At 43.3% G+C, this 13154-nt stretch carries 13 protein-coding genes; 3 read left to right on the top strand and 10 right to left on the bottom strand.

Annotated features, from left to right (window positions below; all coding sequences use genetic code 11):
- Positions 1 to 23: 23 nt before the first annotated feature.
- A complete protein-coding gene (locus F0249_RS08635) occupies positions 24 to 2393 on the bottom strand; it encodes a YgiQ family radical SAM protein (protein WP_171756417.1) in 2370 nt (789 codons plus the stop codon).
- 332 nt (positions 2394 to 2725) lie between these two features.
- On the opposite strand from F0249_RS08635, the gene F0249_RS08640 reads away from it, so the two are divergent.
- Complete coding sequence (locus F0249_RS08640) at positions 2726 to 3406, top strand: hypothetical protein (protein WP_171756418.1); 681 nt, start codon at positions 2726 to 2728, stop codon at positions 3404 to 3406.
- A gap of 100 nt (positions 3407 to 3506) precedes the next feature.
- Entirely contained in the window at positions 3507 to 3701 is a 195-nt protein-coding gene (locus tag F0249_RS08645; protein ID WP_017051996.1) for a DUF4250 domain-containing protein, read from the top strand.
- Between the two features lie 202 nt (positions 3702 to 3903).
- Here the strand turns inward: F0249_RS08645 and F0249_RS08650 are convergent, their stop codons facing one another.
- Entirely contained in the window at positions 3904 to 4815 is a 912-nt protein-coding gene (locus F0249_RS08650) for a LysR substrate-binding domain-containing protein (RefSeq protein ID WP_017051997.1), read from the bottom strand.
- A 332-nt stretch (positions 4816 to 5147) separates the two neighbouring features.
- On the opposite strand from F0249_RS08650, the gene metE reads away from it, so the two are divergent.
- Positions 5148 to 7487 carry a 5-methyltetrahydropteroyltriglutamate--homocysteine S-methyltransferase gene (gene metE, locus F0249_RS08655; RefSeq protein ID WP_171756419.1) on the top strand — a complete coding sequence of 780 codons (2340 nt, stop codon included), beginning with the start codon at positions 5148 to 5150 and terminating at the stop codon, positions 7485 to 7487.
- Positions 7488 to 7692: 205 nt separating this feature from the next.
- Here the strand turns inward: metE and gspS2 are convergent, their stop codons facing one another.
- The 8 genes from gspS2 to F0249_RS08695 all read right to left on the bottom strand — a co-directional run bounded on the left by gspS2 (position 7693) and on the right by F0249_RS08695 (position 13095).
- Complete coding sequence (gspS2, locus tag F0249_RS08660) at positions 7693 to 8097, bottom strand: GspS/AspS pilotin family protein (protein ID WP_113797391.1); 405 nt, start codon at positions 8095 to 8097, stop codon at positions 7693 to 7695.
- Positions 8098 to 8394, bottom strand: a complete 297-nt coding sequence (locus tag F0249_RS08665; protein ID WP_017052000.1) for a YciI family protein — start codon at positions 8392 to 8394, stop codon at positions 8098 to 8100.
- 116 nt (positions 8395 to 8510) lie between these two features.
- On the bottom strand, positions 8511 to 8909 hold the full coding sequence (gene yciA / locus F0249_RS08670) for an acyl-CoA thioester hydrolase YciA (protein ID WP_017052001.1): 399 nt from the start codon (positions 8907 to 8909) through the stop codon (positions 8511 to 8513).
- 108 nt (positions 8910 to 9017) lie between these two features.
- On the bottom strand, positions 9018 to 9590 hold the full coding sequence (locus F0249_RS08675) for a septation protein A (protein ID WP_017052002.1): 573 nt from the start codon (positions 9588 to 9590) through the stop codon (positions 9018 to 9020).
- A gap of 104 nt (positions 9591 to 9694) precedes the next feature.
- Positions 9695 to 9946, bottom strand: a complete 252-nt coding sequence (locus tag F0249_RS08680) for a hypothetical protein (RefSeq protein WP_017052003.1) — start codon at positions 9944 to 9946, stop codon at positions 9695 to 9697.
- Between the two features lie 189 nt (positions 9947 to 10135).
- On the bottom strand, positions 10136 to 10762 hold the full coding sequence (locus tag F0249_RS08685; RefSeq protein WP_136993773.1) for a CDP-alcohol phosphatidyltransferase family protein: 627 nt from the start codon (positions 10760 to 10762) through the stop codon (positions 10136 to 10138).
- Positions 10755 to 11402 carry an ATP-binding cassette domain-containing protein gene (locus F0249_RS08690; RefSeq protein ID WP_171756420.1) on the bottom strand — a complete coding sequence of 216 codons (648 nt, stop codon included), beginning with the start codon at positions 11400 to 11402 and terminating at the stop codon, positions 10755 to 10757. Before F0249_RS08690 ends, F0249_RS08685 begins: the two co-directional genes overlap by 8 nt.
- Positions 11368 to 13095: an ABC transporter permease gene (locus tag F0249_RS08695; protein ID WP_171756421.1), complete on the bottom strand. Its 1728-nt coding sequence runs from the start codon at positions 13093 to 13095 to the stop codon at positions 11368 to 11370. Before F0249_RS08695 ends, F0249_RS08690 begins: the two co-directional genes overlap by 35 nt.
- Between the last annotated feature and the right edge of the window lie 59 nt (positions 13096 to 13154).

Raw genomic sequence — 13154 nt, forward strand, 5'->3', positions numbered from 1 at the left:
CTGAAGTGAGCCCGCTTGCAGCATTAACGATGTTTAGGCTTACGATTTCCTTTCGGTTTTGCATTTCCACCTTGTGGGTTTCCATTCGTTTTCGCTTGGTTAGCACCTTGAGGACGTTGCTTGCTTCGGCTTGGGTTTTCACCTTGTTGATTATTTGCCGAGTTACGCTGACCTGTCGGTTTACCGTTACCATTCTTACTTGGTGAATGGTTGTTTTTCGAATGACCATTTGGCGATTTACGCTCTTTTTCACCACCCAATCCTGGTTGACCTTTTGAGTGTTTAGTCGCAAAGCGGTTTGCACCATGTCGCCCTGTTTTACGGCGTTGTGCTGGAGTCTGTGTTTCTAAGTCTTCAGCAGGCACTAAACAGTGAGGCTTGTCACCAATTAAGTGTTTTTGCCCCATCTCAATCAGAGCTTCACGAATGATCGGCCAGTTTGCTGGATCATGGTAGCGCAATAGAGCCTTGTGTAATCGACGATGACGTTCCCCTTTAGGTACAGGGACGTCTTCGCGTTTTTTATATTTCACTCGTTTCAGTGGGTTGGTTTCTGAGTAGTACATTGACGTTGCGTTACACATCGGTGATGGGTAAAAGTTTTGTACTTGGTCACACTCAAAATTATTTTTCTTCAACCACTGAGCTAGATGAAGCATGTCTTCATCTTCTGTTCCTGGGTGAGCCGAAATAAAGTATGGAATCAGGTACTGCTTCTTACCTGCTTCTTTACTGTACTTCTCAAACATCTCTTTGAAACGGTCATAGCTTCCCATGCCCGGTTTCATCATCAGATCCAATGGCCCTTTCTCTGTATGCTCAGGGGCAATTTTCAGATAGCCACCAACGTGATGAGTCACCAGTTCACGCACGTATTCCGGCGATTGAATCGCAAGGTCATAGCGAACGCCAGATGCAATCATGATTCGTTTTATGCCTTTCACTTTACGAGCTTCACGATAAAGATCGATAGTGTGCTTATGATCGGTATTGAGCTTATTACAAATCACAGGGAAGACACATGAAGGACGGCGACAAGTCGCTTCTGCTTTAGGTATTGAACAGCCTAAACGGTACATGTTTGCGGTAGGGCCACCTAAATCCGAGATTGTGCCTGTGAAACCTGGAACTTTATCTCTGATCTCTTCCATCTCATTGATGATTGACTCTTGCGAGCGGTTTTGAATAATGCGTCCTTCATGCTCAGTAATTGAACAGAATGAACAGCCACCAAAACATCCACGCATGATATTGATCGATGTTTTGATCATCTCATAAGCTGGAATTTTAGCTCCGCGATACATAGGGTGCGGAACTCGAGCGAAGAATAGCCCAAACACATAATCCATCTCTTCAGTGGTCAGAGGAATAGGTGCTTGGTTAACCCACAATTCGCGATTGGCGTGGCGTTGGATCAGTGCTCGGCCAGAATGCGGATTCGTTTCTAAGTGCATAATACGGCTAGCGTGAGCATATAGAATTCGGTCATTGTTCAGCTTTTCGAAAGGAGGTAAACGTATTGCTGTATTTTTAGAATCGTGGCGCGAAGGGCTTATATAAATCGGTTTTGCTTCAACTTCAACAGGCTTATCTTGTGACGATTGAGCGTCTTTATTTGTTTCACACTGGGTTTCAACTTCGTATGGGTTAACCGGAACATAAGCGGTTTTCCCCGGCTTTTCTATACGAGAAGAGTCAATGATTTTAAAACCTTCCGGCTCCGCTGGTAAATTAACAGCCGTACCACGAATATTGGTCATATCCGCGATGGATTCGCCATTTGCTAAGCGGTGAGCAATATCGACAAGGGCACGTTCTGCGTTACCAAAAAGAAGTATGTCTGCTTTTGCATCAAACAGCACTGAGCGACGGACTTTATCAGACCAGTAATCGTAGTGTGCGATACGACGCAAACTCGCTTCAATACCACCGAGTACGATAGGCGCTTCTTTATAAGCTTCGCGACAACGCTGTGAATAGACCAAAGTGGCACGATCTGGACGTTTACCGCCTTCATTATTTGGCGTGTAGGCATCATCATGGCGAAGTTTACGATCAGATGTATAGCGGTTGATCATCGAGTCCATGTTACCCGCAGTAATACCAAAAAATAGATTTGGCTTACCTAGCTTCATGAACGCGTCTTTATTGTCCCATTTAGGTTGAGCAATAATACCAACACGGAACCCTTGCGCTTCTAAAAGGCGTCCGATGATAGCCATTCCGAAGCTTGGGTGGTCGACATAAGCATCACCTGTGACAATGATAATGTCGCAGCTATCCCAACCTAGAGCATCCATCTCCTTTCTACTGGTAGGCAAAAAGGGTGCGGTTCCGTAGCACTCGGCCCAGTATTTTTTGTATTGATGAATAGGAGTGATATCGCTGTACATATTTTGACCTCTGATCTTTGAGGCGGGAATTATAGCGATATGTGATGTGAGTAGCTAGTGGAACATCCCCCTTGATTTTCTGGGTGTTTTTTATCTTTGACTAATGCTAATAAGGTAGTGAATCTCATTCTTATTTGGAGGGTGGAATTCGCACACTTTAAAACAGCTTGTGACTATTAAATAACGGTAAATGTGTTGATATGGGTGAGATATTAGCCAATTGCTGGGCTTTTCGCTGTTATTGAACATGGATGAAATAGAACCATTAGGAACTCACCCTTTTACTCTGATATGATCCGCCCCCTATAAAATCAAATTACGAAGCAATTGAGATGGTTGAGTCTATTCTAATGTCATTCGCGCCTATGTTGTTAGGTGCACAGCTAGTGTTAACCCTAGTTTTGGTCAAAGGCGATATATGCCCAGGTCAACGAGGAAGAGTGCATAAAATGCTGCCTGCGATCGGTGTACTTTGGCTCGCAGTAGCTTCGATTAAGATTGAAGCTTTCTTAGTCGTGTTTGCGATATTCTATTTTTTCTCTAAGGTTCAGACCAATAAAACCCGCGATAAAGGGCCGTTATGGTTGCTCTATCTAGCGAACGGACTTGCACTCGCTTACGTTGGCATTGTTATCAGTGAGCAGCCATCAGTCGCAGCATCGATTGTGAATTTTGCCTATATTGGAACATTAGGGGCGATCTTCGGTCAGTTGTTACTGTTGATTGCTCGCTCTCGATTGGACGCATTTCATCGTATTTTACCTGTCGCTGGCGTATTGAGCGGTATGCTGGTAGTGCTGGCGACCTTGTTGCACGCATACAGTCTCAATGAAGAGTCACTGGCTTTGGCGACACAAGGCTTATTAATAAGCTTTGCTCTACTTATCATCGGTATTGTTATTTGGTGCTGGCATCTATTTTTGTCTCAGTCTCCGAATAAGTTACAACTGACTCTTGCAAACCTTACGTTGTTGGCTGCAACCATTGGTTTACAGGCCTTTTTTATCGTTTGAGATAATTGCGAAATTTTTCATCATATTTCGCAAAAAGTCACATTATGACCTTAAAATTCGGTCTACGCTTAAAGTATCTAAATCCACTAGGAGCGTGATCATGGAATTGAGCAGTGTGGGAAGCCTAGACAGCAGTATTCTATTAGGCATTGTGAATGAAAAACTGCGTTTAGAGTGTGATAGCTTTGAAGAGCTAGTGAGTATGTATGAAATGGATGAACAGAATGTCGTCGGCAAACTTGATGGTTTGGGCTATCAATATGATCCATTGACCAATCAGTTTAAGTCCTACTAGTGAATAGAACGTGATTCATTCGCTTCATTAACTGCTTGCTTTCAAAGTGCTTGCTTTTCAAATTGAAGCCAGTGATACCGATAGAGTCCTTTCTCTATTGGCAGACTATTTATTGGCAAGCTATCTATTTGTAAACGTTCTATTAGCAAACTTTCTAATGGCAAACGTTATGTAGGTAGCCTTGTTATTGACTAGGTTTGTGTTATGCCATCTTGATCCCATCAAGATGGCTTTTGCATTGCTGGCGAGCGGTATTAAAAAAAGCTTGAAGGTAATGTTTATCTTTTTCTGCATTTCTTGTTGCCGCGAATAAACGTCTCCATAACCCTTCCCCTAAAGGTTTGCTGGTAATTAAACCTTGTCGAGAAAATTCACTGATAGCCCAGTTGGGTAATGCTGCGACGCCAAGCCCAGCAGATACCATCTGTACTAGCATCAACGTATTATCTGCTTGCTTCCATTTTGCGGGTTCAACGCCTGCGGGGCTCAGAAAATGTTTAACGACATCTAAGCGCTGTTTTTGAACGGGATAAGATAGCATCGTTTCGTTGATGAGATCTTTGGGCTCGATGATCTCTTTATGGGCGAGCGGGGAGTGGGTAGAAGTAATCAAACGCATTTCGAAATCAAATAGTGGCTCATAGTGCACTTCAGATCGTGGTTGAATATCTGATGTGATCACCAAATCAAGCTCTCCCGCGAGCAGTGCTGGTAAAGGTTCAAAACCAAAGCCAGAAGAGAAGTCTAACGTGACACTTGGCCACGTAACCTGATACTCCTTAAGTGCTGGCATCAACCATTGAAAGCAAGAGTGACACTCAATCGCCATATGCAATCTACCATTTACATCTTCTTTTAAGCTTGCTAGCTCATTTTCTGCTTTTGCCATCCTAGGCATTATGTCGTCAGCCAGTTTAAGCAAAATATCACCTTCAGACGTGAATTTTACCGGACGAGTCTTACGTAAAAAAAGCTGTCCACCAAGCCTCGCTTCCAAATCTTTGAGTTGATGAGACAGCGCAGACTGTGTCAGATGCAATGACGTCGCGGTTGCCGTTAACGAGCCCGTATCCCTTAGCGTTACTAATGTCCGTAAATGTTTTAGCTCTATCATGAGTGTCCCTCATATTCCTTAAGCTTTCTGAACGTTATCAATACTTTTACGTGATTGAATTACTTACATCAGAGTTCTTTCTCGCTGTTTATAAGACTTAAACTACGACTCTTTTTGTGAGTTGTAAACATCTAGATGGCTAAATGGATTAATTAAATTTAATGGGGAGCTGAGAAACATGAATTTAATTCATAAACAAAATGAATATTTGGAGGTTGTTCAATGAGTCGTTTGACGCGATAGTTTAGCCATCCAGACATCTTGAATGCGTTAGGGTAGTCAAGTGAACTGAGCGAAATGACCTATTTAAGCGAATAATAAGGAATATTAAGATGGCTAGATTTGAAGCAGTAGAAAATAAAACAACCACTCACATTCTTGGCTACCCACGTATTGGCGAGAAGCGAGAACTGAAGTTTGCTTTAGAAAAATATTGGCGTGGCGAAATTGATCAAAACGGTTTGAAAGAACTAGGAAGCGAACTTAGGCTTCGTAACTGGAATACTCAGGCTGAGGCAAAACTCTCTTTTGCCACCGCGGGTGATTTTGCATGGTACGATCACGTTCTCACAACCACATTACTGCTTGGTCATGCGCCAAAACGACATGCTGGTGGAGAAGAGGGCGAAAAGGCATTTCCAGATCTGGATACTCTTTTCCGCGTTGGTCGTGGTCAGTCTCAAGTTGAGTGTGGTTGCTCCAATCATTCTGGTGAAGGCAATGCAGCATCTGATATGACAAAGTGGTTTAATACTAATTACCACTATATCGTGCCAGAATTCAGTAAAGATGACACCTTTGAAGTGAGTTGGCCCCAGTTATTTGAAGAGGTAAGCCAAGCCATTAATGCTGGCCACAAAGTGAAGCCAGTGCTGTTAGGTCCGCTGACTTATTTGTATCTTGGTAAAGAGGTTGAAGAGGGATTTGATCGACTTACCTTATTGCCGAGATTGCTTACGGCTTATCAAACTATTTTAGCAAAACTCGCAAAACTAGGGGTGGAGTGGATACAAATTGATGAGCCAATTTTGTCACTAGAGCTAGAAAAAGAGTGGCTGAACTCATTCAAACTTGCTTATCAAGTCCTACAAAGTGATGTGAAACTACTCTTAACTACCTACTTTGATTCGGTGTCAGATACCCTCGATAAAATCGTTGAACTGCCTGTCAATGGTCTGCATATTGATTTGTCTGCCGCACCAGAGCAACTTGATTATGTGGTTGAAAAATTACCGCAAGAGTGGGTACTTTCTGCGGGTGTGATTAATGGGCGGAATGTGTGGCGAGCAGATTTAGGTGCTGAATTAGCTCGTCTACAGCCAGTGAAAGATAAGCTGGGTGATAAGTTGTGGGTTGCGAGTTCTTGTTCATTACTTCATAGCCCGGTAGATCTTGAGCTAGAACAGAAACTGTCAGATGAAGTGAAGAGTTGGTTTGCATTTGCGAAGCAAAAAGTGACCGAAGTGAGCCTGTTAGGGGCGGCGCTTGATGGCGACCAAAACGCAATTCTAGCTTGTGAAACTTACAGTCAACCTATTGTTGCTCGTCGTACTGATGTGCATGTCAATAAACCCAAGGTGCAAGCTCGGTTGAATTCAATTACTAAGACTTTGGCTGAACGAAGCGCAGCATACCCTGAACGTGCAGCGCATCAAGCAGAGGTTCTTGGCCTTCCATTATTGCCGACCACAACCATAGGGTCATTTCCTCAAACCGGGGAAATTCGAATTCAGCGCAATGCGTATCGCACAGGGAAATTGACAGAAGCGGAGTACAACAGTGCGCTAAAAGGTCATATTGCTGATGCGGTTAAGCGCCAAGAAGCTTTGGATCTGGATGTTCTTGTTCATGGTGAAGCGGAACGTAACGATATGGTTGAGTACTTTGCTGAGAACCTTGAAGGCTTTCAAACGACTCAGTTTGGCTGGGTGCAAAGTTATGGTTCACGTTGCGTTAAACCGGCGATTGTCGTAGCAGACATCGAACGAGAAAAACCAATGACTGTCGAGTGGTCTACCTATGCGCAATCCTTAACATCAAAACAGATGAAAGGAATGCTAACCGGCCCTGTGACGATTTTGTGTTGGACTTTCCCTCGTGAAGATATTAGCCGAAAAGAGATTGCCCAACAATTGGCATTTGCGCTTCGTGATGAGGTTTCAGATCTTCAAGATGCAGGTATTAACATTATTCAAATTGACGAACCTGCAATCCGTGAAGGCTTGCCGTTGAAAAAGAGTGATCACGCAGAATACCTTGAGTGGGCTGTGGATGCGTTTAAGATTTCGGCGGCAAGTGCAAAACCAGAAACACAAATACATACTCATATGTGTTACAGCGAATTTAATGAGATCATTCAGTCAGTGGCCGATTTAGATGCCGATGTGATCACCATTGAAACATCACGATCGAATATGGAGTTGCTCAAAGCGTTTGAGGAATTTAACTATCCGAATGAAATTGGCCCTGGCGTCTATGACATTCATTCGCCAAACATTCCAACGCAAGAGTGGATTGAAGATCTGCTTCGTAAAGCGGCGGATAAAATCCCAGCAGAACGCTTATGGGCAAACCCTGACTGTGGTCTAAAAACCCGTAATTGGAAAGAGACAGAAGCAGCTCTCGCGAACCTTGTGTCAGCGGCGAAGAAATTGCGCGTAGAACTGGCTTAAAAGGTTCTGGGTTTAGTCAAAGGGGCGGTGGTAATTCTGTTTGTTCGTTAATTCGTTAGTGTGAATGCTTAGCGCGATTACTTAATTTGATACAAAAATGGAATGACCTAAAATAAAAAAGGTTGATACACATTCGCTATTTAAATAGAGAACCGGTATCAACCTTTTCGTTTCATTGCATCAAACAGCCTACGCGAAATAGGTTCTATAAACTTTCACAGCGCTGCTGAGAGATAAGCTCATCGACCATCAACTGACCGCGAGAGTTTCTCAGCATAATTCGGTAACTCACACCTATCTCTAGGTTTTGAAGCACTTCAACATTATTGCAGTAATAATCCATGCTACTTTTTATGACGCTGTCGATTGGTTTCGCACCTTTCGCGTCGGTGTTATAGAGCATCATTAATTCAACCACACCATTTTTAGCCGACGCTCGCATGATTGAAAGCGGGCCTTGCTCAATCGGTAAACCAGCAGAAAGAACACTGGCTCGGCTTTGAGCGGTAAGCTCTATCATTCGTTGCTTTTCCTGCTCCTCGGTTGATGCGCAACCTGATAAAACAAGTAAAGAACTCATGAGAGCAATGGCTATACGAATTGTGGTCATCTAAAACACTTTTTTGAATGGTTTCACAATAACATTTTCATACACACCAGCACCGATGTAAGGATCGGCATCAGCCCATGTCTGAGCTTCGGCAAGGGAGTTGAATTGTGCGATAACAGTAGATCCAGTAAAACCCGCTTCACCCGGATTATCTGAATCGATGGCTGGCATAGGACCCGCAGTCAGTAGGCGGCCTTCATCTTGCAGTAGCTGTAAGCGTTCTAAATGCTGCGCGCGCACGCTCATACGTTTTTCTAAAGAGTTTTCTACGTCTTGTGAAAAGATGACATACCACATATTCAATATCCTTACTTTATGTCTGACTTCTATAAATGCTTATACAGCTAAGTTAGTCCGTTCAATGTACTGGAAGTTCACACCTTTAACCTCGAATTGAGCGCTATTTTGTGAATCTATCCTTGATTTACTGGGCGAGGGCGGCCTTCACTGTCGATTGCAACATAATTAAATGTCGCTTCACAGACTTGGTATCGATCCCCGATGCCATCAATCTTCACAGGTTTAATCCAAACTTCAAGATTGACAGACATAGAAGTGCGGCCAATTCGAGTACATTCACCGTAACAACACACCACATCACCAACGCTCACTGGCTGTTTAAAAGTGATACTTGAAACTGATACGGTAACAACACGGCCGCAAGAAATTTCTTTTGCCAGAATAGCACCTGCGAGATCGAGCTGTGACATGATCCAGCCACCGAAAATATCACCGTTAGCATTAGTGTCTGCAGGCATAGCAAGTGTACGAAGAAGAAGTTGGCCTTTTGGCGAGTTGATTTCTTGAGTCATGTTTAGAGGGTTCCGAAACGACAAACGAATCAGCGACCAATACGGTCGCTGAAAATTTAATGGCGGGATTATATCAAAAATAATCTATTGATCATCTAATGATAAAGCTTAACCATCATTTTTATCATTAGATGCCTGGTCTTCCGGTAGCTGTTGATCTTTTGGCAGATGCTTATAGATATAAACACCAGTTAATAAGGTAAACGCGAAGGTTGCAGCAAGTAGGCCGAATACTTTGAAATTGACCCATACATCGAGTGGTAAGCTAAATGCAACATAAACGTTCAATGCTGCACAGAAGCTAAAGAAAACAACCCATGCCCAGTTAATTTTGTTCCAGACTGAATCAGGAAGCGTAATCTCTTTGCCTAGCATCCCTTTGATTGCCGATTTGCCTATCATATGGCTGATCAAAAGCCCAAGCGCAAAAAGAGTGTAAACAATCGTCACTTTCCACTTGATGAAGTTTTCATCATGCAGGAAGATCGTCATGCCACCAAATATGGCCACCATTAAAAAGGTGATGACTTGCATCTTTTCAACTTTTTTGTAGATGAAGTAAGTAATAGCAATCTGAATTGCTGATGCCACAATTAATGCGCCAGTTGCGGTATAGATGTCATACATCTTGTAAAGGGCGAAAAATATTATTAGTGGAATAAAATCAATTATTTGCTTCATGTTGCAAGATATATCCTATTTAAGTAATTGGGCACAGTCTAACGAAAAGTGCCCCAATGCAAAACAGATAGTGACAATTGGATACAAAAAATAAGCAAAGATCGTTATTTCATCATACTTGTAGATTGGAATTGTGGGATTAACCCTTTTATATCTTCCAAGTAACCTTCGCTTCGTAAGTTCTCAACAGTCGAGTGAAGCTCTTCACAACTCATCGCAAAGCATGAAGATTTTCCTGTCATTAAGTCTAAGTATTGATGGTATTCACTTTCAGTAAAGTGACCAATTCTGTCTAGTAGCAGGGCTTTGATTCCGTGATGGATGAGCCCGTAGTATGTGTGTCTTTGAACAGTCATAACTTGTACTCCATGTCTGAGTAGTTTGTCAGCAATTTCGATACTGGTCACTACTGTGTATGAAGAATAACTAGCAAAACAAATGCCAAAGTTTTAACGCTATTTTATCGCTTTTATGCCAAAAATATTCAATTTGAAAATCAATTTGAATATTTGGTATCCCTCACCATTTACTGTTCCTCTCATTGTCTAAGACGTCTGTTTTTCATCTGCTTTAATGGTATGAAATCCAGACCAAATTCGGGTGAAGGTTGTGATCCAGCAAAGCGCTGAAAACACATAAGCGATATTTGCAAATTGAGAAGGAAATAAACAGAACAACACAAAACAGCCAATAGTTTCTGTTCCTTCAGTTAATCCGCTCATGTAATAGAGGGACTTATTACTATAGACCGGATTATTAATGTTTCTCTTTCCTGCCATAACAGCAAAAGCGAGAAAACTACTGCCGGTGCCAATGAACGAAAAGATAAGCAGAGCGCCAGCAATAGCGTTTTGATCGGGGTTTGCCAGTACAAAGCCGAACGGAACAAGCGAATAAAATAAAAAATCTAAACTGATATCTAAGAAGCCACCAGAGTCTGTGATCCCTTGAATTCTCGCAAGAGCCCCGTCTAAACCATCGAATATTCGATTGATAACAATGAACAACAAGGCCCACTGATACTGCTGAAAAAGTAGAGCAGGAAAGGCTAAACAACCGAAAGCGAAGCCCGCAACCGTGATTTGATTGGCGGTAAGCCCTGCGGTATTCGCGTACTTAGCCGCGAAGGTGAGGGGTTGGCGAATGATTTGGATACTAAAGCGATCAAGCATGACTATCTCCCCATGGCCACGTTAAGCACTGGCTATTTGGTGGTACATCGTCACTGTCATGCGTCACCATTATTGTTGGTATATTGGCGTGTTTAAGCTGCGTAAATACCCAATCACGAAACTGAACTCTTAGCTCTTTATCTAATTTACTGAATGGTTCATCTAATAATGCCAGTTTGGGTTGAGCCAATAACATGCGTACTAAACTGACCCTTGCTCGCTGCCCACCAGAAATTTGGTCGGGGAGTGCATGGGCAAGTTCTAATAGACCCACTTTGTCTAAAGCCGCCATGGCAGCATCTTTACGCTCGTTTCCTTTGATTCTATTTGGCAGTGCAAACGCAAGATTTTCCCAAATGATAAGGTGCGGGAAAAGGAGGTCTTCTTGAAATAGAATCCCCACTTGGCGCTTGTGTGGTGGTAGATCGCCAATAGTGTTACCACAAAGCGCTATCGTTCCTTGTGCCGTGAAATCGGGAGATAGATGACCTGCAATAGCGCTTAATAACGTTGATTTCCCACAACCACTTGGGCCCATCAAGGTTAATACTTCTCCAGCTTTAACTTGGGTCGAGATGACAGGAAATAGCAGATCGCCTTTATGTTTAGATATGGCGAGGTTTTTTATGCATAGAGTCATGTTTTAATGGCTTCCGAACAATTTGAGGTTGCTGATGGTGAGAACGAGTTTTTGCGAGATGAAGGCGACTCACAAGCACCGCAAAAGAGAAGAAAATAAACGGCAGAAGAGCTTGCCACATGGCATAAATAGCAGTGACACGTCGATCATAGCCGCTAGCTAAGGCAACCGCTTCCGTTGTTAAGGTTGAAATTCTGCCTGCTCCCAGCATGAGAGTAGGTAAATATTGCGCTAGGCTGACACTCATGCCGACTGCCCAAGCAAACATGATGGCAGGAAAAAGAATAGGCGCTTTGATTTTTAGCCACACATGCAGTGGCGTTTTTCCTAAACTTAGAGCCGCTTGTGAGATACGCGGATCGTAACTGCGCCATGGGCCGTCTAGTGCTAAAAAAACGAAAGGAAACGCAAAGAAGATATGTGACCATGTCACCCAGAAGAAATAGGCATCGCCAGAAAAATAGAGTGTGGTGATCTGAATGCCGAATAAAATGGATAGTTGAGGCACCAGCATAGGGATAGCAATCACAATGCCCGGCACATGCCAGCGATTTTTTTCTCGGTATTCATGACAAATAATGGCGAAAAATAGGGCGATGGTTGCGGCGAGTATGGCAATGAGAGTGCTATCAACGATGGTAGGCACCACGTTTTGCCACTCAGTCATCCAAAATCGAGTGCTTAGTTGCGTTGGGAATAGGTCAGGGAATCGCCAGCGTTGAGCAAAACTCCATAGCAGCATGAGAGGAAGCGTCATGATACTGATGCTAGCTAAACCTATGAATAGGCTAAGGCCCGGAAAGCTTACGCCAGAACGGCCTGATACTTGCCAATGTCTGCTGTAACTGGTCACGAGATGCTCGACTAATCGAGCAAACCCAATCAGCACTAGTGTAAGTGCGAATAGCAACATTGCCCCTGCCCCCGCTCTGGGTAGCAAACTTAAGTCTGGATCACTAAACCACTGCCACACTAATACCGCAAATGTTGGCGGGTTGGTTGGGCCCACAATCAAACCCACATCAACGACGGACGCACTGTAAGCAATAATCGCCATCATCGGGAAGCGAATTTTGGTGAGCCATTGTGGTAATACACACTTCCACCACATCTGGGCTGGTGTGTAACCTAAACTACTGGCCACTTTGTGTGTTTGGTCGATATGAAGTTGCTGAATGATGGGAATGCTCATAAGCAACAGAAAAGGAACCTCTTTGATGACCAGAACTAAGGTTAGTCCCAGAGCGTAAGCGTTTTTAATGAGCCAACTCTGAGAAGAAGGGTCACTGATGAAAGGTAGCCACTGAGCTAAAGGCTCAATCAAGCGAGCAAGCATTCCCGTAGGTGAGAACAGGAAAGCAAAACCGATGGCAAACGCAACATGTGGCATTGCCAGTAGTGGCGACAGGAGGTTCTCTATCTTTTTCCAGACAGTACTTTGCCAGCTATTTTGTAGAATGGCGAAAGTGATCAAGCAAGTGAGAAGACTGCTCGTAAGAGTGCTGAAAACGGTCAAACCTAAAGATTGCGCGCTGCCACTCCATTGAAAAACCGCTAGATAGCCGTTAAGCGAAACTTGGCTTAGACCTATCGCAGGAATATAGCCAAGTGACGATAAAATAACCCCGACAATACCTGGCGCGATAGGCACAATGCATACCGTCATAATCAGTAGGTAAAGCCCCCTTAACATTGAGGGCCTAACTGAATTTTTAGTGGTGCGTTAATCGTTTTAATTAAGATGATAGTGAT

The organism is Vibrio sp. 03-59-1, from assembly GCF_013114135.1.
GTDB lineage: Bacteria > Pseudomonadota > Gammaproteobacteria > Enterobacterales > Vibrionaceae > Vibrio > Vibrio cortegadensis.

What these genes read in the sequence shown, in the direction of transcription:
- F0249_RS08650 (WP_017051997.1), bottom strand. Translation starts at nt 4,815, where the DNA reads ATGATAGAGCTAAAACATTTACGGACATTAGTAACGCTAAGGGATACG.
- F0249_RS08685 (WP_136993773.1), bottom strand. Translation starts at nt 10,762, where the DNA reads ATGCTTGATCGCTTTAGTATCCAAATCATTCGCCAACCCCTCACCTTC.
- F0249_RS08690 (WP_171756420.1), bottom strand. Translation starts at nt 11,402, where the DNA reads ATGACTCTATGCATAAAAAACCTCGCCATATCTAAACATAAAGGCGAT.
- F0249_RS08680 (WP_017052003.1), bottom strand. Translation starts at nt 9,946, where the DNA reads ATGACTGTTCAAAGACACACATACTACGGGCTCATCCATCACGGAATC.
- F0249_RS08695 (WP_171756421.1), bottom strand. Translation starts at nt 13,095, where the DNA reads ATGTTAAGGGGGCTTTACCTACTGATTATGACGGTATGCATTGTGCCT.
- gspS2 (WP_113797391.1), bottom strand. Translation starts at nt 8,097, where the DNA reads ATGACCACAATTCGTATAGCCATTGCTCTCATGAGTTCTTTACTTGTT.
- F0249_RS08645 (WP_017051996.1), top strand. Translation starts at nt 3,507, where the DNA reads ATGGAATTGAGCAGTGTGGGAAGCCTAGACAGCAGTATTCTATTAGGC.
- F0249_RS08665 (WP_017052000.1), bottom strand. Translation starts at nt 8,394, where the DNA reads ATGTGGTATGTCATCTTTTCACAAGACGTAGAAAACTCTTTAGAAAAA.
- metE (WP_171756419.1), top strand. Translation starts at nt 5,148, where the DNA reads ATGGCTAGATTTGAAGCAGTAGAAAATAAAACAACCACTCACATTCTT.
- yciA (WP_017052001.1), bottom strand. Translation starts at nt 8,909, where the DNA reads ATGACTCAAGAAATCAACTCGCCAAAAGGCCAACTTCTTCTTCGTACA.
- F0249_RS08675 (WP_017052002.1), bottom strand. Translation starts at nt 9,590, where the DNA reads ATGAAGCAAATAATTGATTTTATTCCACTAATAATATTTTTCGCCCTT.
- F0249_RS08635 (WP_171756417.1), bottom strand. Translation starts at nt 2,393, where the DNA reads ATGTACAGCGATATCACTCCTATTCATCAATACAAAAAATACTGGGCC.
- F0249_RS08640 (WP_171756418.1), top strand. Translation starts at nt 2,726, where the DNA reads ATGGTTGAGTCTATTCTAATGTCATTCGCGCCTATGTTGTTAGGTGCA.